This is a genomic window from Marinitoga sp. 1138, from assembly GCF_013363265.1.
GTDB classification, from domain to species: Bacteria; Thermotogota; Thermotogae; order Petrotogales; family Petrotogaceae; genus Marinitoga; species Marinitoga piezophila.
The window spans coordinates 289,416-316,237 of the sequence record NZ_LBFA01000006.1 but is presented as its reverse complement, the minus strand read 5'-3'; the positions used below and the strand labels follow the sequence as shown (position 1 = coordinate 316,237).

The window sequence follows — 26,822 nt, the reverse complement described above, 5'->3', positions numbered from 1 at the left end:
TTTTATTACAATGTAAAAGCGATAACAACAGCTCCAATTGAAATTAATACAGAGATAATTCCTAATGTCTTGGCAAATCCAGCGTCTTTCTTTAATTGATCATTATTGCTTGTGCTATCTGAAATATCTGCTTTTAATTCTTCGATTTTTTCGTTAAATGTTTTTGCAGTTACATAATTTGATAATTTTGTATCTAAAGCAGAAACTTCAAGATATCTTGTTAAATCTGTTTTTAATGCATAATCTTTTAAGTCTCCTAAAGTTGCATATTTTTTAAGATCAGAAAGCATAGCATAATCTTTCAATGTATCTTTAGTAACATAATTATCCAATTTTGTATTAAATGCATTTATTGAATTAGCATTTTCATCAACTTTTGATTTTAAAGAAGATAATTCCATTTCTAAAGCTTTGAAATCTTCTGATTTTACAAATCTGGTTTCTAAATCAGAAATTTTTGCGTAATCGGAAAGATATTCTTTTACTGTTGCTTCAACATCATCTTTTGTTGCAAATTTGTCATTTAAATTCATTATTTCATTATTATATTTTTCTTCTAAAGCAGCAACTTTATTAGCGAGAACTCCTAAAGTTTCCATTGCTGACTTATTTGCTGATAAATCTTTTTTAACGCTTTCAACTGAAGAATAAAGAGCTTTTAATTCTGCAACCTGTGATTCTAAAGATTTAATTCTTGCATCGTAAGTTGAAACTTCTTTTTCTACAGCATCTGTTTTTGAACTTAAAAAGCTTAATACGTCATACGCACTTTTTAATTCATTTACGGAATTTTCGAGTTGTGTAATTTTTGAGTTGAATTCTTTTGTATCCATATTTAACAATTGAGCTTTTATCATTGCATTGATTTCATCTTTTGATAATCCCTGTTGTTTTGATAATTCGTTAACCTTTTTATCTAATTCAACAACCTTTTCAGCAAGAGTTGCAAATAACTGTTGTTCAACATACTTTAATGCTCTATCTAAAGCAACAGTTAACTGATATCTGTTTACCTGAGATAATCCCTGATATGTTCCATCTGGAAAGCCTTCTATAATTCCAAGTGAAGATAACCTTTCAATTGAATCGTATGCCCAGTGATTTACAGGGACATCTTTATATGTTGTTGCAGCAAATGATGCTACTGCCAATGCTAACGCCATAAGAATGATTAATAGTTTTTTCATCCTATACACCTCCAAAAAATTTTATTATTTTCTTAAGTCTCATATCTTATTTTACCACAAAAATCAAAAAAAATGGTAAAATAAATTGGTATTTTTAGACATATTTTTATGATATACTTATAAAGAAAAATTTCTTCACTGTTATTTTCCCTGTAAATATAAGAAAAATCCTAAATTTATTATATAAAAATCTATCTGGAGGTGTTTAAATGAAATTAAAAAGAACACATAAGTGTGGGAATTTAAATTCATCAAATATAGGTCAGGAAGTTATCCTGAATGGTTGGGTTGAAAGAATAAGGGATCTTGGAGGAATTAAATTTGGATTGTTGAGAGATATTTCTGGAAAGGTTCAATTTGTTATAGATCCTGAAAATAAAGAAATTTATGAAATTGCAAAAACAATAGGAAATGAATATGTAATAGCTATAAAAGGTGTTGTAAGAAAAAGACCTGACGATGCGATTAATAAAAATATGCCAACTGGTGAAATTGAAATTGACGTAAATGATATGGAAGTATTATCAGAATCAGAAACTCCGCCTATTTATGTAAATAAAGATGAGGAAATTTCAGAAAATCTAAGATTAAAATATAGATATCTTGATTTAAGAAAGGATAGAATGAAAAAAAATCTTGTAATGAGGCATAAGGCTTTACAAATTGTAAGGCAATACCTTTCTGAAAATGACTTTTTGGAAATAGAAACACCATATTTAACTAAAAGTACCCCTGAAGGTGCAAGAGACTTTTTAGTGCCATCAAGATTAAAACCAGGTAATTTCTATGCATTACCTCAGTCACCACAATTGTTTAAACAATTGTTAATGGTTTCTGGATTTGATAGATACTTCCAGATTGCACGATGTTTTAGAGATGAAGACTTTAGAGCAGATAGACAGCCTGAATTTTCACAAATAGACTTTGAAATGTCATTTGTTGAAATGGATGATATTTTAACACTTACAGAAGGGTTATTAAAAAAATTATTTAAAGAATTATTAGATTATGATCTTGAAACACCTTTAAGAAGATTTACATACGATGAAGTGATGAATAAATATGGCAGTGATAAACCAGACACAAGATATGGCCTTGAAATTAATGATTTTAGCGAAGACTTTAAAGAAACAAAAGCAGATTTCATAAGAAAAGTGATAGAAAATGGTGGAAAAATCAAAGGAATAGTTTTATCTGAAAAAGCAGATAAATTCTCAAGAAAAAGAATAGATGAATATACAGAATTTGCAAAATCAGTTGGTGCAGGTGGACTTATCTGGATAAAAAATGAAAAAGGAGAAGTAAAATCTTCAATTAAGAAAATAGCTGAAAATGAAATCAAAAATATATTTGATAAAGGTCTTATAAAAGATAACGATATAGCTTTCTTAATTGTTGGAGAAAATGAAGAAGTGAATAAGATTTTAGGTCATATAAGGGTTAAATTAATAAAAGAAGAGATGGAAAAGAAAGATGGATTTGATGTATTATGGGTTGTAGACTTTCCAATGTTTGCATGGGATGAAGAAGAAAACAGACTTGTTGCGGAGCATCATCCTTTCACAATGCCAAAACTTGATGATTTTGAAAAATATGCAGATTCAGATCCATTGAAAATAAGAGCTCAATGTTATGATCTTGTTATAAATGGGTATGAAATGGCAAGTGGTAGTATAAGAATTCACAGAAAAGATCTTCAGAATAAAATCTTTGAAATGATAGGTTTAAGTGATGAAGAAATAAATGAAAAATTCGGATTCTTGATTGAAGCATTTAAATATGGTCCTCCACCACATGGAGGAGCCGCAATAGGATTTGATAGATTAATTGCTGTAATGGCAGGAGAGGATTCAATAAAAGAGGTTATAGCCTTCCCGAAAACAGCAAGTGGTTCAGATCCTATGACAGAAGCTCCATCGGAAGTTTCTGAAAAACAATTAAACGAATTAAAGATAAAATTAGATTTATGAGGTGACATGGAATGAGCAAAACATTCAAAGTGGCAATTGATGGACCAGCGGGTTCAGGAAAAAGTACTATAGCAAAGGAAATAGCAAAGATATTTAATTTATATTATCTTGATAGCGGTGCATTATATAGAGCTTTTGGGTATTTCGTAAAAAAAATGAATTTTGATTTATTTAATGAAGATGATATAATAAAAGCATTGAAAGACTTTGATATAAAAATAATTGATGGTGAATATTATCTTGGTGACGAAAAGCTTGGAATGCAGATTCGAACGCCTGAAATTGGAAAAGCAGCTTCTATAGTAGCTAAAAATGAAAAAGTAAGAAATAAGGTTAATGAAATATTAAAATCACTTTCGAAAATACATAATGTTGTTATTGATGGAAGAGATATTGGAACAGTGGTATTACCTGATGCTGACGTGAAAATCTTTCTTACAGCATCAATTGAAGAAAGAGCCAGAAGAAGATATAAAGAATTACTTGAAAAAGGGAAAAATGTAAATTATGAGGAAATTTATAAAGAAATAGAAAAAAGAGATATTGCTGATTCCACAAGAGATATAGCTCCATTAAAACCTGCTGAAGATGCAATAACCGTTGATACTACTGGGAAAGATATTAAAACCGTAGTTGATGAAATTAGTAAAATAATAAATAAAAAAATAAATCAGGAGTGAATTTTGTGGAAATAAAATTAGCCTCAAAAATAGGTTTTTGTTATGGTGTTCAAAGAGCATACGAAAAAGCAGTAGAGCTTTCAAAAAGTGGTGAAAAGGTATATTTATATGGAGATCTTGTTCATAATAATGAAGTAAAAAAAGATTTGTTAAATAGGGGAATTTTATCTTTTGAATCTTTGGATGTTTTACCGGAAGATTCCGGAGAAGCAATTTGTATTATCAGGGCTCATGGTGTTCCCAAAAAAGATAAAGAATATTTAGAAAAGAATTTTAAAAAAATAGTTGATTTAACCTGCCCTATTGTTGAAAATGTTTTTAAATATGCATATGAAATGCAGAAAAAAGGATATTTTATAGTTGCATATGGCAAAAAAGAACATGCTGAAATGATAGGATTAAAAGGAAACATAGATGAAGAAAAAGTTATTATTTTAAGAGAACCTACATATGTTAAAAGCGATAAAATATGTATAATTACTCAAACAACCATGGATTATAATAATTTCAAAAATTTTTCCTCAGAAATGGTAAAATTATGCGATTATAATGAGATTTTAATTAAAGATACAATTTGTTATGAAACGAAAATCAGAGAAAATGAAGCAAAAGATATTGCAATTTGGGCAGAATTTGTTATAATAATAGGCGGAAAGCATAGTTCCAATACGCGAAAGTTATATGAAATTTCAAAAAAATATAATGAAAATACGGTTCATATTGATTCGGTTAATGAGTTAAAAGAAATGCAGATTACAAAACAATATAATAGGGTGGGAATTCTTACAGGGACTTCCACACCAAATAAATCATTAGAAGAAGTCATTGAATATCTAAGGAGGGGTTTTGATGGTTGAAGACAAAAACGAGTTTGAGAAGATGCTTGATGAAGTAAGTGAATTTCATATAAAAAAGGGGGAAACATTAACTGGTGAGATTATTTCCATTAGTTCTGATGGAGTATACGTTTCTGCGCCAGGGAAAGCATTTGATGTTTATGTGGGAAAGGATTATTTATTAAAAAATATTGATGAATATAAAAAAGGTGAAAAAATAAAGGTAAAGCTTTTAAAAATTAATGATGCAGAAGGACAGGCTTTTGGTTCTGAAAAAGCTGCAAAGAAAGACGAAATAATTGATGAAATTGTAGAAGGTAAAGTAGTAAAGGGAAAAATCAAAGAAAGAGTTGAAAAAGGATATATAGTAGAACTTGAAAATGTTGTAAGAGCATTTTTGCCAGGCTCTCTTGCAATGTTAAATCCAAATGAACCATTTCCAAGAGAAGAAATGGATTTTCTTGTAATTAAAAGAGAAGAGAGAAGAAGAAGATTAAATATTGTAGTTTCAAGAAAAGGATTGGTAGATAAATATATCGAGGAATTTTTCAATACACATAATTTAAATACACTTGTTGAAGGTGTAGTTACGGGAATAAAAGAATTTGGATTATTTATAAGTTTAAATCCATACATTACAGCATTGGTTCCAAAAAGCGAAATTTCCTGGGATAAAAAAGTTGATATAAATGAAATGTATAAAATAGGAGACAAAGTAAAAGGTATAATTATAAAACTTGATAAAGAAAATAGAAAAATTTCTGTATCAGTAAAAAGATTAAAAGACGATCCATGGGAAACAGTAGAAAAAGATTATCCAGTTGATTCAATTGTAGAAGGGGAAGTTATAGAAATATTCCCATTTGGATTTGCTGTAAAATTAGGTGAAGGTATTGAAGGATTGGTACATGAATCAGAAATTTTCTGGTCAGGTAAAAGGAAAATTGAGGATGTTGTATCAGTTGGAGATAAAGTGAAAGTAAAAGTTCTCTCAATTGATAAAGACAAAAAGAAAATCACATTAAGCTATAAACAGGTTTTAGGAGATCCATGGAAAGATATTGATGAAAAATTGCATGAAGGCGATATTGTAGATGGAGTGGTAGAAAAAATATTACCAAATGGTTTGATAATAAAACTCGATAATGAATTAACAGGATTTTCCCATGTTTCAGAATTATCCTGGAATTTTGTAGATAATGTTGAAGATTTATTTAAAGAAGGAGATAAAGTAAAAGTAAAGGTTTTACATGTAGATAAAGAAAATAGGAAAATAAAATTAAGTGTAAAACAGGCAAAAGAAAATCCATGGAAAAAGGTATCAAATGAATTAAAAAATGGTGATGAAATTTCAGGTAAAGTGGTAAAATATGTTGGAAAAGGTGCTGTAATTATCGTTGATGAATATGAAGTAGAAGCATTTATTCCAAAATCAAAGATAAATCTTGAAGAAAATCAGGATATAAAAGATGTATTGGAAATTGGAAGTACAGTAAATGGTAAAATAATTAAAATAGAATTTGAAGCTGAAGATCAAAAAGGAAGTATGGTTGTTAGCTTATTAGAAGAATAAGAGGTGATTAAATAAATGAAACCAGTTGTACTAATCATTGGGAAACCAAATGTAGGCAAATCAACTTTATTTAACAGGTTGATAAAAGAAAAAAAAGCAATAGTAATGGATATGCCAGGTGTAACAAGAGATCAAATATTTAGTGAGGCACGCTACGATGGGCGTGCCTTCACCTTAGTTGATACATGTGGTATTTTTGAAGAGCCTACCAATGAATTAGAAGCTATTGCAAAAGAAAAAGTTATGAATTCGCTTGAAGAAGCGGATTCAATAATATTTGTAATTGATGGAAGAAATGGATTAACCGCAGAAGACTATTATCTTGCAAACACACTTAGAAAAATAAAGGATAAAGTAATTCTTGTTGCAAATAAGGTTGAATCATATGAAAAGTTTGAATTAAACGTATTGCCAGAAATTTATAAATTAGGATTTGGAGAGCCAATTCCAATATCTGCTGAACATAATAAAAATCTGGATGAATTAATAGAAAAATTATTTGAAAAAATTCCAGAGCATATGGAAGAGTTAGAAGAAAATGATGAAGATATTATAAAGGTTGCTCTAATTGGGAGAGCAAATGCCGGTAAATCCTCATTATTTAATGCAATTACAGGTATTGAAAGAGCAATAGTTTCAAATGTTCCGGGGACAACAAGGGATACAATAGATGAATTAGTGGAAATAAATGGACAGAAATATCTTTTTGTTGACACAGCAGGATTAAAGAGAAAATCAAAAACCAAATACGGCAGTGTGGAAATGTATAGTACTGTTAGGACTATACGTGCAATTGAAAACTCAGATGTGGTGGTTCTTTTAATTGATGCAACAGAGGGAATTACTCAACAGGATAAAAAAGTAATAGGAACTGCTGAAAATAGAGGTAAGGCTACAGTTATAGCATTTAATAAATGGGATTTAGTAAAGTATCACGATAAAAGAGTGGAAGAATATTTAAAAATGTTTGAAAAAGAATTATATTTTGTAAATTATAGTCCTGTTGTATTCACTTCTACAGTAAAACATTGGGGAATAGAAAAACTTATGGATGCAATTAACACCGCATATGAATCATATACAAGAAGAATACCAACAAGCGCTTTAAATGCGGCATTGGAAAGATTTATGATGGTTTCTCCACCACCAGTTAGAAAAGGAAAAAGAATAAAGATATATTATGGAACTCAGGTTGATGTAAAACCACCGGTATTTACATTTTTCAGCAATATGCCTCATGAAATACCAAAATCATATCAAAGAGCTATTCAAAATATGATACGTAGATATATAGATCCATTTATTGGATCCCCTGTATTTATAAAATTTAAAAACCGTAAGAAATAATGAGGTGATTAAATTGTCTTTGATATTATGGATAATTTTTGGATATTTATGTGGTTCTATACCTTTTAGTTATATTATGGCAAAAATAAAAGGTATAGATATCACCAAAGTTGGAAGTGGAAATGTTGGAGGAACAAATGTTTTAAGAAGTGCAGGGGCTTTGCCTGGAATATTAAGCATGGTTCTTGATGCAGCTAAGGCATTTTGTCCAACATTTTTAGCCTTTAAATTTTCTGGAAGTATAGCTTATTTAGTGGCATTAGCTGCTGTATTAGGGCATTTGTTTCCGATATGGTTAAGATTTAAAGGTGGTAAAGGAGTGGCTTCCACTGTTGGTACGTATTTTGCATTAAATCCTACAATTGGATGGTTGTTTTTTATGATATGGCTTCCTATAACGTTAATTACAAAATATGTATCGCTGGCCTCTATAGTTACATTAACAATACTTGGATTTGTTAGTTTCCTTTTTTCAAAAGAATTGGGAATATTAAATCTTACCCTTGCAGGGTTAAGTGTATATATGCATAAAGCTAATATTCAGAGATTAATTAATGGAAATGAAAGAAAAACAGATATCATAGAGATAATTAAGAAATCGGTAAGATAATGAAAAATAAGTTTATTGTTCTGGTATTTCTTATTGTACTAACTATTTTTGCATATTCTCAAAATTTAACAGAAAGCGAAAAAATGGCTCGAAAATTATTTTCGGAGAGCCTTCAGGCTTTTTTTTCTGGTAATAGATATGAAGCAAGATTAAAGTTATCTGAAGCAATGACCAATGAAATTTATTTAAATGATGTTCCATATTTCTGGTATTACGCAGCAAAATTAGATTTATTGCTTGGACAGATTGATAAAGCACAGGAAGATTTAAACAATATTTTGTTTTTTGCTCCCTCCAATAGCGAAACAATATCGCTTAACAAATTTATATCGTCTCTTAAAACATTTGGCGTAGCAGAGCATCCTGAATTAAAAGTAAAAGAATTATTTAAGGTAAAAAATATAATTAATTCGAACGAAAAGTTTTATATTATAAACGATTTTGAAATAATAAATGAGTATATATATCTTCTTGATGTTCAAAATAAATTGATATATTATACAAATGCTAATAATACAGTTGAAGGCTGGATAAAATTAAATGAAATAATTTCCGATGATTTTGAAGCGATAAATATATATTATGATGACAGAACAGATTATTTTTATATTTCAGGAAATACAGGATTATATTTAATGAAGAATTTTTCCAAATCGAATAAATATGTGTTTACAAAAATTAGTTCCTTAAAGAATCTATTATTGTTTGGAATTGATAAAGTGGGAAGGTTCTGGGTATTTTCAAATGAGAAAAATAGTGTTTTAGAGTTAGATTATACTGGAAAAGTTATTGAAGAGTTCAAAATGTCTCATGATGAATTTATTACTTCAGGTTCATTATTTGATGGTGAGATTAAGCTTTTAGATATAAAAAACAAAAAATTGCTATATTTTTCTATTTTTGAAAAAAAGATTGTAAAACAATATATTTTAAAAAACAAGCACCTTCCATATAGTATAGCCTCTTTGCCGTTTAATATAACTTTGATATCTTTTATGAATGATAAGACATATTTATTTGAAGATGGAAAATTAAAAGAATTCTATAAATTTCCATATCTATTAAAATATAAAAATGGTGTAATAACCAAATTTGACTATACCAAATTTCAGGCTTCGCTTGATATGGTGGATTTTGAAAGTGAAACATTACCGTTTTACATATTTATATATAGCATAGCATTTAATACAGAAAAAATGAAAATAGACTTAAAAATTAATACTGTTTATCCAGGAAATAACTTTATAGAATTTATAAGTAAAAAGATTTATATTACCGATTCAGAGGGAAGGTATGCGTTTAATTACAATAAAAGTTTAGAGAAACCGAATTTTTATTATTTTGATAATACAGAACATCTATTTCTTGAAATGTTACCAAAAATAAAAAATGATTCTGTGGTAATTTTAAATGATGAAGAAAATTCAGACATAAATAAATATGTTAATATAACAAGTATAATACCGTTTATATTTACAAATACATCGTTATATATAGTAAAAAATCAATATATAACAGAACAAACTCAAAATTTGGTAAAATTAACAGGTGGAGCAATTATTCCTAAAGAAGATTTTGGTTTATTTGAAAAATACATAAAAGACTCAAAAAAGATTATTCAAAAAATAAATTATAAAATATTCCCTCCAATTGCACCGGGTATTAGACCGGTAAGAATCTTTTTACATATTGGGAATAAAGTGATAACAGATACTATGTATTATTATTCGGAAGGTGTTGGGATTGCAGAATAAAAAGGAAATTAATTATTATATCAATATAGCTAATTTAGCATTAAAAGAAAATAATATAGACTTTGCTATTGAAAATTATGAAAAAGCTTTAAAAGCAGAACCTGAAAATACGATAGCTTTACATAATTTAGGTGTATGTTATTTAATAAAAAATGAATATTTTAAAGCTACGAATTTTTTTAAAAAGGCTATGGATAATGGTCTTGAATCAGAGGAGACAGTTTTTTATCTAATGAAATCTCTGTTTGAAAGCGGTAAATATGATGAATGTATTAAAGTAAAGGCTAATAAATCATATTTTATGGAAATGAATATGTTATTGTTAAAATCATATTTAAAATTAAAGGAATTTTCTAAGGCACAAGAAATAATAGATTTATTAAAATTAAAAGGCTTTTCAAATCAGGAATTAAATCTTATTGAGCAAATAATAAAATTAAAAAAATAATTATAGCGGGAGGTTTTTTTATGAAGAAGAAACTCGTTCTTTTATTGACTGTATTATTGGTTATAGTTGCATTTTCAGAATATACTATCAGAAAAGGAGATGTTCTTGGAATATGGGTTTTTGGATATCCAGAATATTCCAATCAACAAATACTTGTTGGTCCTGATGGCATGATAACAGTTCCACCAATAGGAAGAATGAAAGCAGAAGGTAAAGATATATCACAGCTCGAAAATGAAATTAAAGAAAAAATGGCCATTTATATAAAATCACCTAATATAACTTTGGGTATTACCAATTACGCTCCATTTAGAGTTCAAATAATTGGTAATGTAAAAGAACAGGGAATTGTTGAAATGCCTTTACCTCAGTTAAGTCTTTCAAAGGTATTGGCGTTAGCTGGTGGATTTGCTGTAGAATGGAAAAGTTCTAAAGTTATTGTAAAATATCCTGATGGAAAGATAGAAAAATATGATATAACAAATTTATTCAAAGGTTTATTACTTGAGGACGATCCAATGATTCCAGAGAATTCTACAATTCTTGTTCCTTTTGAATATAATAACGATATAACTGTTTATACAGATTTTGGAATAAAAACATTGCAATTTTATGATGGAATAACTTTAAATGATATTATTTCTGAAGCAATATCTGTAACAGAAGTAAATTTACAAATGCTTGATAATAATATAATGATTTTAAGAGGAAATAATATCTTAAACATAACATTTGATGAGCTAAAAACGAAAAAAATAATGCTTGAAAAAGGCGATACAGTTGTTATAAAAAAGCTTGATAAATATGTATATGTTTTTGGAATTGATGAAAAAGGTGGAAAAGTATTATTTGAAAAAGATGAAAGTTTTGATTTGAAAACATTAATGGCAAAATTAGGAATAGATCCAAAAAAGGTTTTATATAAAGTTTATGATAAAAAAACCGGAAAACCAATAGAAGTTACAGAAAATTATGAATTTGCACCTGGACAATTTGTAGAATTTACTCCTATTGAAAATTATGTTTTTGTAAATGGAAGAGGAAAAATAATATTTGAACCAAATGAATCATTTGATTTAAATACATTAATTGGAAAATTAGGTATTGATAAAGATACAACAAAGGTTAAAATATACGATCCAGAAACAAAAGAAACCTTTGAAGCTACAACAAATATAAATTTAAAAAATAATATGTCCATAGAATTTATTTCTCAGGAAAAATATATTTATATGACTGGAAGAGGAAAAATAGTATTTAGAAAAAATGAAAAATTTGATTTAGATACATTAATAGGTAAATATGGAATAGATAAAGATTCAGCTATAATAAAAATATTTGACCCTGAAACAAAAGAAACTATTGAAGCTACAAAAAATATAGATTTTAAACCAGGAATGTTTGTGGATGTAACAACAATAGATAAAGTTGTATATATAACAGGTGATATTGCAAGAACAATGAGATTTTCAAAAAACGAAAAAATAGATAAACAAACAATCTTAGCAAAACTTGGTATTTTAGAGGATAACGTAAAAACATTTGAAGTTGAAAATGGAGAATTAAAAGCAGGAGCAATTATAAAAATAAAGATAAAAAAGAATTATGTATATTTATTTGGTGCATTTAATTATAATGGAAAATTGGATTTCAACCTTTCAGAGCCAATGACTTTATCAGCTATTATAGCAAGGGCAAGGGGTTTTAGAAGCGATTTTAGCGGAAGAATAATAGTATTGGGAGATAATTATTCTAAAACATATTATATTGAAGAAAATAAAGTATATAACGATATTATAGATTCTGGAATGACCTTATTAGCTGAAACTTCTAAGAGAAATGTATATATATTAGGTGAAGGTGTAGTTCCAGGAACATATGTTGCAAAATACAGTGAATCAATATGGGATATCTTGTTAAAATCAGGATTTATTCCATCTAAAAAATATGAAATTGTGATAAAGGATGAAAATGGTGTATACAAATTAAATGGAGCAGAAGCTCAAGAAAAGTTAAGTATAATTCCTGTTATTAAACCTATTTATATAAACGTGGTAAAAACACAAAACGATAACATAATTGTATATAAAAATGGTATGATAAAAACATTAACCCCTAAGAATCAAGATTATGTAACGCTAATTAATTTATATAGTGCTGTAGATGGGTTCTCACCTTCAAGAACTGGTACTATAACAATATATCAAAACAATGAAAAAATAGCTGAATATACAAATTCTGACGTAATTAACAATCCAATGGCAAAAATTCCAATGGGAACATATGTAACTGTTGAAACAGATGTTAATCTAAATTATATAACTATTCTTGGTAATACATCACCAAGAAGTATAAAAACAGAGGTCTCAATACCTTTAACAGAATTATTGGGTCAAATTTCTATTGATTGGAGAAGTCAAGAAGTCATTAAATTGTATTTGAAATCTGGAGAAGTTAAAGAAATTAATTTAGATTCCGTAGAAAATTTAAATAAAATATTAGTGGAACCAGGAACAGTAGTATATATTCCAAGTACACACAATCAGGTAGTATATATCTTTGGTGAGGTTCTAAAACCTGGAATGATACCCTATACAAAAGGATTAAATGTTATAGAAGCTTTATTTAAAGCTGGGGTTAATAAACAAACAGCAGAACTTTCAAATGTATATTTATTTACAGATGGTCCAGATCAACCACCGATTGTATTAAATCTTAAAGATTTTTATAATGGATCAAACGTTCCAGAAGAAATGAATAAATTATTAGAACCAGGAGACATCATCTTTGTTCCAAAAAATGCAATGACAAATGTTTTAGGTGTAATGAGTATAGTAAACAACTTTATGAGCTTCTTTAATAATGGTTATGCAACATATTCAAATATCAATAATATAATCCAAGGAAAGTAAAAATGATTTTAATGCCCGCGTTTTGCGGGCATTTTTTTCATCCACTTTCATATTTTCTTTACCATTAATACAATATATTTATGGTATAATTATCTTGATTAATTTTAATTTAAGGAAAGAGGTGGATTAAATGGCAGTTGAATTAACCCCAAAACAAATTGTAAAAGAATTAGATAAATATATTATAGGGCAAAATGAAGCGAAAAAATCAGTAGCTATTGCTTTAAGAAACAGATATAGAAGATTAAAATTAGAAGAAAATATGAGAAAAGAAATTATGCCTAAAAATATACTTATGATAGGTCCAACAGGTGTTGGTAAAACAGAAATAGCCAGAAGATTAGCTCAAATAGCAAATGCGCCATTTATAAAAGTTGAAGCCACAAGATTTACAGAAGTTGGATATGTAGGAAAAAATGTTGAATCAATGATAAGGGAACTTGTTGATGTTTCAATAAATATGGTCAGAAATGAAATGATGGAAAATGTTCAGGATAAAGCAGAAAAAATGGTTGAAGAAATTATTCTTGACTCTATTATGGGTGTAAAAAAGAAGAAAAATATGAATGCAGGTAATTTTATGGACTTACTTAATATGTTTGGTCAAAATCAGCCAAGAAGAGAAGAGCCAGAAGAACCAGTAGATAATTTTGAAAGAAGGGAAGCATTAAGACAAAAATTAAGAAATGGTGAATTAGAAGATATAGAAATAGAAATAGAGGTTGAAGAAGCTCCAGCTCCTATGTTTGCTGGATTGGGGCCTGAATTTGAAGATATGGGAATTCAAATTGGCGAAATGTTCTCAAATATGATGCCTAAAAAAATCAAAAGAAAAAAAGTAAAAATAAGAGACGCAAGAAAATTATTATTACCTCTTGAAGCAGAAAAATTAATAGATAAAGAAAAAATGATTCAGGAAGCAATAGATAGAGCTCAAAATAGAGGTATAATATTTATTGATGAAATGGATAAAATAGCGGCAAGATCAGGTGGATCAGGACCCGATGTTTCAAGAGAAGGCGTTCAAAGAGATTTATTGCCTATAGTAGAAGGTACTACAGTTATTACAAAACATGGCCCAATAAAAACAGATTATATGTTATTTATAGCAGCAGGTGCTTTCCATGTTGCAAAACCATCTGATTTAATACCGGAAATACAGGGAAGATTTCCAATAAGAGTAGAACTTGAAGCTTTAACAGAAAAAGACTTTATAAGAATATTAGTAGAACCGGAAAATGCAATTACAAAACAGTACAAAGCATTGCTTGAAACAGATGGAGTGAACCTTGTATTTACAGAAGAAGGAATTGAAGAAATTGCAAAAATTGCCTTTGATTTAAACGAAAGAATTGAAAATATTGGCGCGAGAAGACTATATACAGTAGTTGAAAAAGTGCTTGAAGAAGTATCATTTGAAGCTCCACTTGAAACAGAAGTTGAAATTCAGATAACCAAAGAATATGTAAGGCAGAGAATAGGAGAATTAGCAGATAACAAGGATTTAAGCGAATTTGTTTTATAGTTTTATGATTCCAGAGGAGGAATATTATGCATAAAATTCTTATTATTGACGACTCGCCAGAAATTGTTATGTTGTATGAAAAAATGATACATAGCTTCTTAAGCGATGATGAATATATTAATACGATAATTTACACCACAGAAGAATTAAACAAATTTATTAATGAAGAAGAAAATTTCAAAGAAAGATTTTCACTTATAATTAGCGAAATAGAATTACACGGTGAAAATATTGTCAATTCCCTTGAAATATTAAGGGCATATCAACCTAAAACGCCATTATATGTTGTAAGTAATAAAATGAATCTTAATTATATTAAATCGGCATTTAAAATAGGGGTTGTTGATTGGATAGAAAAGCCTATAGTACCCGAAGAATTTTCAATAATGCTGGCAGAATCTATCTTTCAAGGAGAAACATTTGAATCGAAATACAGAAAATTAAGAGGAGAAATAATGAAGTTTTCTCCAGAAAACAGTAATCTTGAATTTTTTATCCTTGAAGATAAAATAAGTAAATTAATGGGAGATAATCCCAATAGATATGAAAGTCATATGTTATTGGGTTTTTTGTACTGGAAGAAATTGAAAAACATAACTCTTTTAAGAAAACATTATAAAGCAGCATTGGCATTATCAGATGGGGTTATTAAGGATAAAGATTTGCAAAATACTATAGAAAGTGTTTTGGAGGATTTTGAAAATGAAAAATAAAATGAAATATATAATAATAATAGGCTGTGGAAGATTGGGATCCGAATTAGCGAGAAAGTTTTCTAAAGAACACAATGTAATAGTTGTTGACAAAGATCCAGAAGCATTGGAAAGATTAAAAAAATACAACTTTACAGGATTTTCAATGGTTGTAGATAGTTCTGATATAGTTATTTTAGAACAGGTAAAAGCAGAAAAAGCAGATTTGATATATATAGTAACTCCTGATGATAATTTAAACTTTATGCTTGCCAATGCATGTAATACATTATACAAATCAAAAAATGCAAATCTTCAAATAATAGCAAGGGTTAATGATCCGCAGAAAAAAAATCTTTTTGAAAAAGCAGGACTCAATATATTCTGTCCTATAGAACATGCTGTTGATGAATTAATAGGAAATGAAGGTGTTGCATTATGAAAAACAAAATCTTTTATATAATTGAAGGAAATACGATAGCCTATTCTATTGTTAGAAATCTTTTATATCAGGGACATAACGTTTATTATATATCCTCAAAACCTCAAAATGTTAATAGAATATTATCTTTAAAAGCCTATTATGCCAATCTTGAGGGTATTTTGCACGATCCAACAGAAGTTAGCTTTCTGGAAAGCCTTGATATGGCGCCAAATAGGGTTGGAGGCGTAATATCCTTATCTGATGATGATGCGCTTAATTTTGTTGTTTCGTGGGTAATAAAAAACCTATATGAAGATATCAGAGTAATATCTCTTGTAAATTATCCAGAAAATGAAAAACTATTTTTAAATAATCATATTGAAACGGTAAGTATTACAAATTGGATTGAAAAATTAATAGAGGCATCAATTGAGTATCAAACAAATTTAAGCTTCTTCAATCCATATGCAGATAAACTGGCAATAATAGAAGTTAGAATAAAAAAGCAGGATTATATAGCCAATAAAAAATTAAAAGATGTTCATTTGCCAGAGAACTCAATTGTAAGTATGCTAATAAGAAATGAAGAAATATTCGTTCCTCAGGGAAATACAGAAATATTACCTGGAGATAAGCTTGTTATATTCTCATTAAAACACAAAGTTCCAGAAGTAAAATTAAAACTCTTGAAGGGATGAAAGTAAATGCCAAAATACCTTTCAAATCTAAAACATAGATATAAATTAATATTTAAAAACACAGGCACTATGCTAATATACTTTGGGATAGCCTTGATGTTATTTGGAACATTAGCGATAATCTTATATAAAGATCTTCCATCATTTTATAGTTTTTTTGAAACAGGGTTAATAACTGTTTTTACAGGTGCATTCTTTATATTGCTTAGCTGGGGAACAGAAAACGCACCAATAAACATTCAAGATGCAATAGTAATAATATTTCTTGTGTGGACATTATCAATATTCTTTTCAGCATTGCCATTTGTATTTTCTGGAATATTAAATATACATCATGCAATATTTGAATCTACGAGCGGATGGACCACAACAGGTTTAACCCTTGTAGATGTGACAAAAATTCCCAAAATATTTCTTATCTGGCGAAGTTTAATGCAATATTTTGGTGGTGCTGGTTTTGCATTGATAATGGTTATAGCAACTGGAGCACTTGGCGTCGGTTTATACCAGGCGGAAGGAAGAACGGATAACGTTGTTCCGAATTTGCGAGATTCAGCAAAGATAATTTTTGGAATTTATCTTTCATGGGCTGGAATAGGAATAATATTATTAACAATTTTAGCTCATATGAGTTTCTTTGATGCATTTAATCATACATTAACAGCTTTAGCAACAGGAGGATTTTCGACAAAAATAGATAGTGTAGGAGAGTTTAATAATCCTGTTGCAGAAATAATAATAATGGTATTAATGATAGCTGGTGGAACAGGCTTTGGTGTTCATTATGCAGCATTAAGAAGAGGAGATTTATTTAAAAAGAATCCGGAACCCAAAACAATGTTTTTTATTTTATTATTTTCAATTCCCATGATAGCCTATTTTACAACAGATAAATTATACGGCCCTTTAAATGGTATAAGACATTCTGCGTTTCAGGCTATTTCGGCATTAACGGGAACAGGTTTTTCAACTGTGACCTTTAATAACTGGAATAATATGGGATTATTGATTATGACAATATTAATGATACTTGGTGGTATGATGGATTCAACTTCAGGTGGATTGAAATTATTCAGGGTATTTGTTATATGGAAGATAATAGTACATCAAATTAAAACATACTTTAAACCTGAAGGAAGCATATTTCATATAGAAGTTTACAAAGGAATATCCAAAAAAAGAATCTCCTATGACACATTAAAAGATGTTATAGCGGTTGTATTTATGTATTTTATTGTTTATACAATAGGTGTAATGGTATTATTGGGATACGGCTATTCAATGGAAGATTCTCTTTTTGAATATGCATCAGCATTATCAGCAGTTGGACTATCAATTGGAATAACAACTCCAGATTCTCCGCTTGGAGTTATCTGGATTGAGACAATAGGTATGTATTTAGGTAGACTTGAGTTCTTTGTAATATATTTTGCAATTATAAAAATGATAAGAGATATTAAAGATATAATAGAAATAAAGATACAGGAATTTCGAGGAGGTGAATCCTTTTAAAGGGTAGTTTATGGCGAAGTATAAGCGGTTTAAAGGAACACAGGATATATTTGGTGATGAAACAAAGTACTGGTATTATATAGAAAAGATTGCAAGGGATACATTTATAAAGTATGGATTTAAAGAAATTAGAACACCTATAATAGAGCCAACAGAATTATTTACAAGGAGTGTAGGTGAAACTTCAGATATAGTAAAAAAAGAAATGTATACATTTGAAGATAAAGGAAAAAGGTCAGTTACATTAAGGCCAGAAGGCACAGCTTCTGTTGTAAGAGCATATATAGAAAATTCCATGATAAATCTTGGTTCACCGATAAAACTATATTATATGGGGCCAATGTTTAGATATGAAAAACCTCAAGCAGGACGTCAAAGACAATTTCATCAAATAGGGGTAGAAATTTTTGGTACAGACACACCAATTTCTGATGCGGAAACAATAATATTGGCTGATGAATTGTTAAAAGCATTTGGGTTGAAAAATTATAAAATAAAAATAAACAGTATAGGATGTCCAAAATGCCGTCCAAAATATAGGGAAGCATTAAAAAAATATTTTAAACCACATCTTGAAAATATGTGTAAGGATTGTCAGACTAGATACGATACCAATATAATGAGGTTGTTAGATTGTAAAGTAGATAGAGAAATATCAAAAGATGCACCATCTATTTTAGATTATCTATGCGATGAATGTAAATCACATTTTGAAAGTGTAGTAAAATACCTTGATGAAATGGGAATTAGTTATGAAATAGATCCAAAAATCGTTAGAGGATTGGATTATTATTCAAGAACAGCATTTGAAATTGTTCATTATGGATTAGGAGCTCAATCTGCTATACTTGGTGGTGGAAGATACAATTCTCTTGTTGAAGAATTAGGAGGAAAAGAAACTCCAGCAATAGGATTTGCCCTGGGAGTTGAAAGGATAATACTTGCATTAAAAAGCGAAGAAGTTGAAGTCGAAAATCCAGAAGAAATCGATGTATATGTTGCATATTCCGGAGAAAATACAGATATTGAAGCATTGAAACTTTCAAGAAACTTAAAAAAAGAAGGCTTGAGGGTTTTCCTTAATATTTCAGATAGAAGTTTAAGAAATCAATTAAAACATGCAAATAAGATGGGAGCAACATTTGTAGCAATAATAGGAGAAAAAGAAAGAGATGAAGAAACAGTTTCAATAAAAAATATGAAAACCGGGGAACAATTTGAAGTTGAAAGGTATTGGGTTCCTCAAATATTAAAAGAAAAAAATACTATGGAGTGATTCAATGATACTTTTAAACCCAATGATAGTTTTTTTAGGGATGATAATGTATATCATTCCATACTTATGGCCATTAAGCTTTGCCATAACAATGTTTATATATCATATACTTTTAAAAAACAGGGATGTACATGTAAAAAGAATAAAAGCATATTTTAAAAACTCAAATATAGATAATGAAGATATAAAAAGAATAAAAACAAACAATTCTATATCTTATCTAATTGCATATCTACTGTCTTATCTTGGATTTACACTGATCTTTATAAAAATATCAAATAGGTTTGAGAAATTGTATGCAAGCGTTCATAATATTGAAGAGTTAAAAAATATAGATGTATATATTCCTGATAGCGAAATATTTTTATTTGTTTTATTTCTGTTATTATTATGGCTAACCTATATAAAAATAATTAACAGATTAATAAGAGATCAGTTTATATTGCAGAACTTTGAGATTCAGCATAACTTAATTGATAAAGCTCCATTAAAATATAGAGATGCCAATGCCGTTGTAATATTAAGAATAGTAACCTTTAATCTTTATGAATGGTTTTTATTATTGTCCTTAATAAAAGAAACAAACACATTATATATATTAAGTGAAACATATAAAAAAGAATCATTTGAAAATAAAACAATTGAAGATAATAATTATGAAAAAACAACAGGTAAAAAAGAGGATATAGTTTCAGAAATAAAGAAGATTAAATTTGAAAATAAAAATGAATTATTAAGCTATATCTTTTCAAAAATCTCAAAACTTGATATAACAGAGAAATTTAAAATATTATCAGAATTAAAAAATCAGGATATTATAGATGATGAAGATATTAAAAAGATAAAAAAATTATTTTAAAATTATATTTACAAAAAATTTACTTGACATGTTTTGAAATTATTAATATAATAATACCGATTTAGTCTTAAAAAAATGGCTGTCTTGTGAAAACAATCAAGGAGGTATAAAAATGACAAGAGATGAACTTTTTGAAAAGGTAAAAGAAATTATAGTTGAAACACTTAATGTTGATGAAGAAGACGTAACTCTCGATGCATCTTTTACAGACGACTTAGATACAGATTCATTAGAACTTGTTGACTTAACAATGGCATTTGAATCTGAACTTGGAGTATCTATCGAAGACGAAGAACTTGAAAATATAAGAACTGTAGAAGATGTTGTTAACTCACTTGCAGAAAAATTAAATATAGACGAAGAATAATACCTCACAGGGGAAGCAGTCGCTTCCCCTGTTCTTTTTTGTAAAAGAAAATTTAAATTAATATAAAATTTTGAAGGAGGTTTAAAATGGCGAAAAAGTATATTGTAGTAACAGGTGGAGTTCTTAGTGGAATAGGTAAAGGAATTGTTTCGGCATCCATAGGAAGAATTTTAAAAGATGCTGGAATAAAGGTTAATTCCTTAAAAATTGATCCATATTTAAACGTTGATGCTGGAACAATGAATCCAAATCAGCACGGAGAAGTTTTTGTAACTGAAGATGGATATGAAGCAGATCTTGATCTTGGGCATTATGAAAGATTTTTAGGAATTGATATGAAACGTTTTAATAACATTACAGCAGGACAGATATTTAAATCAATAATAGAAAAAGAGCGTGAAGGTAAATATCTTGGTGCAACAGTACAGATGGTACCTCACGTAACTGAAGAAATAAAAAATAGAATAAAAAGCATAGATGCTGATTTGTTAATGATAGAGATAGGCGGAACAGTTGGGGATATTGAAGGAGAAATATTCCTTGAATCAGTGAGAGAATTATCTCTTGAAGAAGGAATAGAAAACTTTTTCTTTATTCATGTAACCTTTGTACCATATTTGAGAGTTACCAATGAATTTAAAACGAAGCCAACACAACAATCAGTTCAATTATTAAGAAAAATAGGTATTCATCCAAACATGCTAATAATCAGAACTGAAAAAACAATAGATTCACCGAGTTTAGATAAAATAGCATTATTTGCTGGAATAGATAGAAAGTATGTTATAAACCTTCCAGATGCAGATAACGTATATGAAGTACCGGAAAAATTATATTACATGGGAATTCAAAAAATAATAGCAGAGAAATTAAATTTAAAAATAAAAGACACATTAAACTGGAATTATCCAAAAACATTTGCACCAATAAAAATAGCCATGGTTGGTAAGTATCTTGGTACAGATGATGCATATAAAAGCATAATAGAAAGTATATTCTTAAGCGGAGCAGAAAAACCTGAACTTATAGATTCACAAATACTCGAAGAATTATCAGAAGAAGAAGCAAAGGAATTATTATTAAAATATGATGGTATAATAATACCGGGTGGATTTGGAAAAAGAGGAATAGAAGGAAAGATAAAAGCGGTAAAAATTGCAAGAGAAAACAAAATACCATTATTTGGAATATGTCTTGGAATGCAGATTATTGTAATTGAGTTTGCAAGAAATGTGGGAAATTTAGAAAACGCAAATTCTTCTGAATTTAATCCTGAAACCCCATATCCTGTAATAGACATAATGGAAGAACAGAAAAAAGTATTAAAATTAGGCGGGACAATGAGATTGGGAGCTCAGGATACAAAAGTATTTAAAAATACCAGATTATATGAAATTTATAAAAAAGAAAATATCAGCGAAAGACATAGACATAGATATGAAGTTAATTTAGAAAAATTCAAAGAATTATTTGCATATCCAGACGAAGAAAACAAAGAAAACAAATTAATAATATCCTCAAAATCTGAATTTGTTGAAGCTGTTGAAATAGAAAATCATCCATTCTTTATAGGCGTTCAATATCATCCAGAATTAAAATCAAAAGTTGGGGTGCCTCACCCAATATTTAAATCATTTGTTGAAACAATAATAAAATTGAAGGAGAAATAATTCATACATGCAAATACTAATTCTTGCAATAATATTAGCAGCATACTTTTTATTTATATACTTAATAGAAAAAAAGTATTCGTTAGAAAGAGCTTCGACTATAAAAATAATATTTTCATTAATTTTAATTCCTATTGCGGGATTAAAATTATATACTTTTAATCTGCAATATTTAAAATTGCTTAGTGTGTTCGTGGTTTATGGAATAGCGATTATAACTTTGCCAGAAAAAATAATAAAAAGTGATGGACTTAGAATATATTTAAACAAAAATCTTGTCTTTTTAATTCCTTTATCAGCAGCCATTACAGAAGAGGTTTTATTTAGAGGAATATTAAATACATATTTAATAAAAATATTAAATATGGAATTTTATAGCGTCTTAATCTCTTCTTTCTTATTTGCAATGGTTCATATATTTAATGTAATAAATGGTATGGAAAAGAAAAAATATTTTTTTATTTCTTTTCCTTTGCGTTTTGGTTTTGGATTGTTTTTTTCCTATATTTATTTTGAATACGGAATTATAAATGCTATATTATTACATTTTTTAATAGATTTTCCGGCATTATACAGAATATATAATAAAAGGCATCAGAGATTTTTCTGATGCCTTTTTCTCTTTGAAAAATAAAAGCAATAAACTTTCAAAAATTATATGTTATTATCTTGTTGTAAAAGAACTATGAAAGAAGGGTAAAAATGGACAGAATACTGCTTATATTGGGAATATTATTAATAATAGGCTTTTTCTCTGTAATTTCAATTTTTTTCAAACTTTTCATATCAATTCTTGTATTAATACTGAGAAATCCTATATTATTGCTTTTTGTTGTTTTGGGGATCTATATTTTATCAAAAAATGTAAGAGTTAGATACTATAGATATGGGCCGTATAGGAGAAATACATATGGCGGAAATTACAGGCAATATAGACAAACCAGCAATTCTTCTGATTCAGGACAATATTATGGTTCTCAAAATTATTATGAATTAAGACAAAAATTTGATTATTATAGAAATATATTTGGATTATCGGAAAACTTCACAAAAGATGAATTGAAAAAAAGATTCAGGGATTTAACAAAGCAATATCATCCGGATAGATGTAAAGATGGAAAAGAAATATGCGAAGAAAAGTTTAAACAGATTAACGAAGCATATGAATTCCTGTCTAAATATGCAAGAGATAATTAATCATACAGGAGGTGATTCCCATTACTATCTGGGGAAAGGTATTTCAACGTTTTAATCCTATTGATGAGATCATAAAACATGCCCGTATTGTAGAAGAGGCATCGGATTATCTTCCTGAACTTTTTAAAAGATATTTAAATCAGGAAAATATCGAAGATCTCGTCGAAAAAATTGATAAACTTGAGGACGATGCAGACGACATTAAAAGAAATTTCAGGCAATTATTAAAAAAAGGGCATCTTTACAGATTTGAACGTATTGAACTCCTGGAATTTATAGATTTACAGGATTCAATAATCGATCTCATTGAAGATGTAGCGAAAAAAATGACATTTAATCAAATAGAATTAGAAGAAGAACATAAAGAAATTATTTTTTCTGTTGTAAATGAAATAGAAAAAATGCTTGATCATTTCAAAAAAACCATAAAATATCTAAAAATAATCTTAAGTTCTGACTTTTCTAAAGAAACAGTTTCAATAGAAGAGCAGGATATAAAAGAAATGAAATGGTTTGAAAAAGATGTAGATAATAAATTATTTAAATTTGGGAAATGGCTTTATTCCCAGAAAAATACAATGAATCCTATTGATTTCCTTTACTTAAGGGAATTAATATTATTACTTGCTCGTATAGCTGATGTTACTCAAAACGTATGTGATAGAGTACATATATTAATAAATGAGTAAAGGAGGATAAATCCGTGACTACAATATTAATTATAGGATTATTAATAGGATTTGGAATGGCACTTGCAATTGGTGCCAATGATGTTGCTAATTCGATGGCTACTGCTGTTGGTGCAAAGGCTATTACACCAAAACAGGCTGTATTAATTGCAGGGGTTTTAGAATTTGTTGGCGCTACATTTTTTGGGAAACAGGTTACTGAAACAATAAGAAAGGGAATATTGCACCTTGATTTACTTGCTGATCCAAAAGTGGTTATCTGGGGGTCAATGGCTGCTTTAATAGGGGCTACAATATGGTTAATGATAGCAACCTATTTCTCATGGCCAGTTTCAACCACTCATTCCATTGTTGGAGGTATGGTGGGTTATGGAATTGCCGCAGGTGGTCTAGCAGTTGTAAATTGGGGTAAAATAGTAACCATTACATTGAGCTGGATTATCTCACCTCTTGTTGGTTTGCTGGTTTCCTTCTTTATGTTTAAAGCTATCTCTGCAACTATTCTCCACAGTAAAGACATAAAAAGAAATTCGAAAATCTGGATACCTTTCTTTCTTGGCCTTGCCGCATTTATAATAGGACTTTCATTTATTGTAAAAACCCTTCATATGTCAATTACTTTAAAAACTATAATATGGGCCGCATTATTTGGTGCATTTATTTCTGTAATAATAATGATTTATATAATAGCCAAAATGAAAAACGTTACAGATGATCCATATCAGTATGTCGAAGAAATATTTAGAAAATCTCAGGTTGTAACTTCATGTTATGTTGCTTTAGCTCATGGCGCAAATGATGTTGCAAATGCAATAGGGCCAGTAGCTGCAATATATGCAGCTGTTGTAACAGGAACAGTAGGTGCAAAAGCAGAAATTCCAAGATATATACTTGCAATGGGAGGGCTTGGTATAGCAATTGGTGTTGCAATCTGGGGCCAGAGGGTTATGAAAACAGTAGGTACAGAAATTACAGAATTAAATAATTCAAGAGGGTTTACAATAGACTTTTCTACAGCAACAACAGTATTAATAGCGTCAAACATGGGAATGCCAATTTCCACAACACATACTGTAGTTGGTTCTGTTATAGGTAATGGACTTGCAAGGGGTGTTGGTTCAATAAATCTTGGAGTTATAAAAGATATATTTGTTTCATGGTTCCTTACAGTTCCAGCGGCAGCAGTAGTTTCATTTTTGATGTATAAATTATTTGCGATGTTTATGTAAATACATAATAAATATGACGTCAAATTTTAATACTGTTTAAAAATTTTGAATTATAGATGTGATAAAATAGGCTTACCATTAAAGGTGAGCCTATTATTTTTATTGACATAGAGAGGGAGGTTTTAGTATGAAAAATGCTATATATGCACAATCAGGAGGAGTTACCAGTGTAATAAATGCATCAGCATATGGTGTAATAAAAGCTGCATTAAATGCAGAAGAAATTGATAATATCTATGTTGCAATCAATGGAATTAATGGTGTGTTTAATGAAGAGTTAGCAGATATGGGGAAAGAAGATCCAGAACAAATAGAATTATTAAAGTTTACTCCATCAAGTGCTTTTGGTTCATGTAGAAGAAAATTAAAAGAAGAAAGTGAATTTGAGGAAATATTTAGAATATTTGACAGGTATAACATAAAGTACTTCTTTTATAATGGTGGAAATGATTCAATGGATACAGCAAATAAAATCCATCAATATGCACAAAAAATAGGATATGATATCAAAGTAATGGGAGTACCAAAAACAGTAGATAACGATTTACCAGAAACAGATCATACTCCTGGTTTTGGTTCTATTGCAAAGTATCTTTCTGTCGCTATTTTGGAGGGTACATTAGATGTAAAAAGTATGGCTGCAGATTCTACAAAAGTATTTATTTTAGAAACAATGGGAAGGCATGCAGGATGGGTTGCGGCTTCTACAGCGCTTGCCAAAAGGCATGAAAGTGACGGACCACACATTATATTATTGCCAGAAGTTCCTTTTAATAAAGAAAAGTTTTTTGAAAAAGTGGAAAAAACAATTGAAAAATACGGCTATTGTTCAATTGCAGCTTCAGAAGGAATAAAATATGTAGATGGAACATTCGTTGCAGCTCGAGGATATAAAGATAATTTTGGAAATGTTCAATTAGGTGGAATTGGTTCAACGCTTGCTAATCTTATAAGAAGCGAATTGGGTATTAAAACACATTATGCAGTGCCTGATTATTTACAGAGAAGTGGAAGACACATTTCAAGTCAGGTAGATGTAAATGAAGCAATTGAAGTTGGAGCAATGGCTGTTAAATATGCATTAGAAGGCAAAAGTGGATATATGGTTGGAATTGAAAGATTAATGAATTCTCCATATATGAGCACAACAAAGTTAATTCCTTTAGATAATGTGGCAAATGAAACAAAACTTGTTCCACCAGAATTTATAACAGAAGATGGAATGTTTGTAAATGAAAAATTCATTGAATATGCGTTACCTTTAATAGAAGGAGAATATTATCCACCATATTTAAATGGTATTCCATTATATGCACGATTAAAATTAAATAGGATTTAAAAAATAATAAATAAAAAATGGTCGATTA

At 28.9% G+C, this 26,822-nt stretch carries 24 protein-coding genes; 23 read left to right on the top strand and 1 reads right to left on the bottom strand.

Going from position 1 to position 26,822, the window contains the following annotated elements; all coding sequences use genetic code 11:
* Positions 1-5 precede the first annotated feature (5 nt).
* Positions 6-1,187: an S-layer homology domain-containing protein gene (locus XO11_RS03400; protein WP_014296179.1), complete on the bottom strand. Its 1,182-nt coding sequence runs from the start codon at positions 1,185-1,187 to the stop codon at positions 6-8.
* Between the two features lie 209 nt (positions 1,188-1,396).
* Here XO11_RS03400 and aspS point away from each other — a divergent pair, with 209 nt between their 5' ends.
* From aspS to XO11_RS03285, 23 genes are all read left to right on the top strand, one after another.
* Complete coding sequence (aspS, locus tag XO11_RS03395; RefSeq protein ID WP_014296178.1) at positions 1,397-3,157, top strand: aspartate--tRNA ligase; 1,761 nt, start codon at positions 1,397-1,399, stop codon at positions 3,155-3,157.
* A gap of 11 nt (positions 3,158-3,168) precedes the next feature.
* Entirely contained in the window at positions 3,169-3,837 is a 669-nt protein-coding gene (gene cmk, locus XO11_RS03390) for a (d)CMP kinase (protein WP_014296177.1), read from the top strand.
* 5 nt (positions 3,838-3,842) lie between these two features.
* A complete protein-coding gene (gene ispH, locus XO11_RS03385) occupies positions 3,843-4,694 on the top strand; it encodes a 4-hydroxy-3-methylbut-2-enyl diphosphate reductase (RefSeq protein ID WP_014296176.1) in 852 nt (283 codons plus the stop codon).
* Positions 4,687-6,246 carry a S1 RNA-binding domain-containing protein gene (locus tag XO11_RS03380; RefSeq protein WP_014296175.1) on the top strand — a complete coding sequence of 520 codons (1,560 nt, stop codon included), beginning with the start codon at positions 4,687-4,689 and terminating at the stop codon, positions 6,244-6,246. Before ispH ends, XO11_RS03380 begins: the two co-directional genes overlap by 8 nt.
* A 15-nt stretch (positions 6,247-6,261) precedes the next feature.
* Positions 6,262-7,593 (top strand): ribosome biogenesis GTPase Der, encoded by a 1,332-nt coding sequence (gene der / locus XO11_RS03375; protein WP_014296174.1) that lies wholly within the window; start codon positions 6,262-6,264, stop codon positions 7,591-7,593.
* A 13-nt stretch (positions 7,594-7,606) separates the two neighbouring features.
* Entirely contained in the window at positions 7,607-8,203 is a 597-nt protein-coding gene (plsY, locus tag XO11_RS03370) for a glycerol-3-phosphate 1-O-acyltransferase PlsY (protein ID WP_014296173.1), read from the top strand.
* Positions 8,203-9,957 carry a hypothetical protein gene (locus XO11_RS03365; protein ID WP_014296172.1) on the top strand — a complete coding sequence of 585 codons (1,755 nt, stop codon included), beginning with the start codon at positions 8,203-8,205 and terminating at the stop codon, positions 9,955-9,957. Before plsY ends, XO11_RS03365 begins: the two co-directional genes overlap by 1 nt.
* Positions 9,947-10,405, top strand: coding sequence for a tetratricopeptide repeat protein (locus tag XO11_RS03360; RefSeq protein ID WP_175418160.1), 459 nt, complete (start codon positions 9,947-9,949; stop codon positions 10,403-10,405). The genes XO11_RS03365 and XO11_RS03360 overlap by 11 nt, the downstream gene beginning before the upstream one ends.
* 20 nt (positions 10,406-10,425) lie before the next feature.
* Positions 10,426-13,317, top strand: a complete 2,892-nt coding sequence (locus XO11_RS03355) for a polysaccharide biosynthesis/export family protein (RefSeq protein ID WP_014296170.1) — start codon at positions 10,426-10,428, stop codon at positions 13,315-13,317.
* Positions 13,318-13,447: 130 nt separating this feature from the next.
* On the top strand, positions 13,448-14,842 hold the full coding sequence (gene hslU / locus XO11_RS03350) for an ATP-dependent protease ATPase subunit HslU (RefSeq protein ID WP_014296169.1): 1,395 nt from the start codon (positions 13,448-13,450) through the stop codon (positions 14,840-14,842).
* A 26-nt stretch (positions 14,843-14,868) separates the two neighbouring features.
* Positions 14,869-15,555, top strand: a complete 687-nt coding sequence (locus XO11_RS03345) for a response regulator (protein WP_014296168.1) — start codon at positions 14,869-14,871, stop codon at positions 15,553-15,555.
* Positions 15,545-15,976 (top strand): NAD(P)-binding protein, encoded by a 432-nt coding sequence (locus tag XO11_RS03340; protein WP_014296167.1) that lies wholly within the window; start codon positions 15,545-15,547, stop codon positions 15,974-15,976. The genes XO11_RS03345 and XO11_RS03340 overlap by 11 nt, the downstream gene beginning before the upstream one ends.
* Positions 15,973-16,656 (top strand): TrkA family potassium uptake protein, encoded by a 684-nt coding sequence (locus XO11_RS03335; protein WP_014296166.1) that lies wholly within the window; start codon positions 15,973-15,975, stop codon positions 16,654-16,656. The genes XO11_RS03340 and XO11_RS03335 overlap by 4 nt, the downstream gene beginning before the upstream one ends.
* A gap of 6 nt (positions 16,657-16,662) precedes the next feature.
* Entirely contained in the window at positions 16,663-18,168 is a 1,506-nt protein-coding gene (locus XO11_RS03330; RefSeq protein WP_014296165.1) for a TrkH family potassium uptake protein, read from the top strand.
* A gap of 10 nt (positions 18,169-18,178) precedes the next feature.
* Positions 18,179-19,444, top strand: a complete 1,266-nt coding sequence (gene hisS / locus XO11_RS03325; protein WP_014296164.1) for a histidine--tRNA ligase — start codon at positions 18,179-18,181, stop codon at positions 19,442-19,444.
* A 4-nt stretch (positions 19,445-19,448) separates the two neighbouring features.
* Positions 19,449-20,303: a hypothetical protein gene (locus XO11_RS03320; RefSeq protein WP_014296163.1), complete on the top strand. Its 855-nt coding sequence runs from the start codon at positions 19,449-19,451 to the stop codon at positions 20,301-20,303.
* 112 nt (positions 20,304-20,415) lie between these two features.
* Positions 20,416-20,670 carry an acyl carrier protein gene (acpP, locus tag XO11_RS03315; RefSeq protein WP_014296162.1) on the top strand — a complete coding sequence of 85 codons (255 nt, stop codon included), beginning with the start codon at positions 20,416-20,418 and terminating at the stop codon, positions 20,668-20,670.
* 86 nt (positions 20,671-20,756) lie between these two features.
* On the top strand, positions 20,757-22,340 hold the full coding sequence (locus tag XO11_RS03310; protein WP_014296161.1) for a CTP synthase: 1,584 nt from the start codon (positions 20,757-20,759) through the stop codon (positions 22,338-22,340).
* A gap of 7 nt (positions 22,341-22,347) precedes the next feature.
* Complete coding sequence (locus XO11_RS03305; RefSeq protein WP_175418159.1) at positions 22,348-22,950, top strand: CPBP family intramembrane glutamic endopeptidase; 603 nt, start codon at positions 22,348-22,350, stop codon at positions 22,948-22,950.
* Positions 22,951-23,042: 92 nt separating this feature from the next.
* Complete coding sequence (locus XO11_RS03300) at positions 23,043-23,537, top strand: J domain-containing protein (RefSeq protein WP_014296159.1); 495 nt, start codon at positions 23,043-23,045, stop codon at positions 23,535-23,537.
* Between the two features lie 11 nt (positions 23,538-23,548).
* Positions 23,549-24,226, top strand: coding sequence for a DUF47 domain-containing protein (locus tag XO11_RS03295; RefSeq protein ID WP_014296158.1), 678 nt, complete (start codon positions 23,549-23,551; stop codon positions 24,224-24,226).
* Positions 24,227-24,282: 56 nt separating this feature from the next.
* The gene (locus tag XO11_RS03290; protein ID WP_083635706.1) at positions 24,283-25,455 is read left to right on the top strand and encodes an inorganic phosphate transporter; all 1,173 of its coding nucleotides are present in this window, start codon (positions 24,283-24,285) and stop codon (positions 25,453-25,455) included.
* A 127-nt stretch (positions 25,456-25,582) separates the two neighbouring features.
* A complete protein-coding gene (locus XO11_RS03285; protein ID WP_175418158.1) occupies positions 25,583-26,794 on the top strand; it encodes a 6-phosphofructokinase in 1,212 nt (403 codons plus the stop codon).
* The last annotated feature ends 28 nt before the right edge of the window (positions 26,795-26,822 follow it).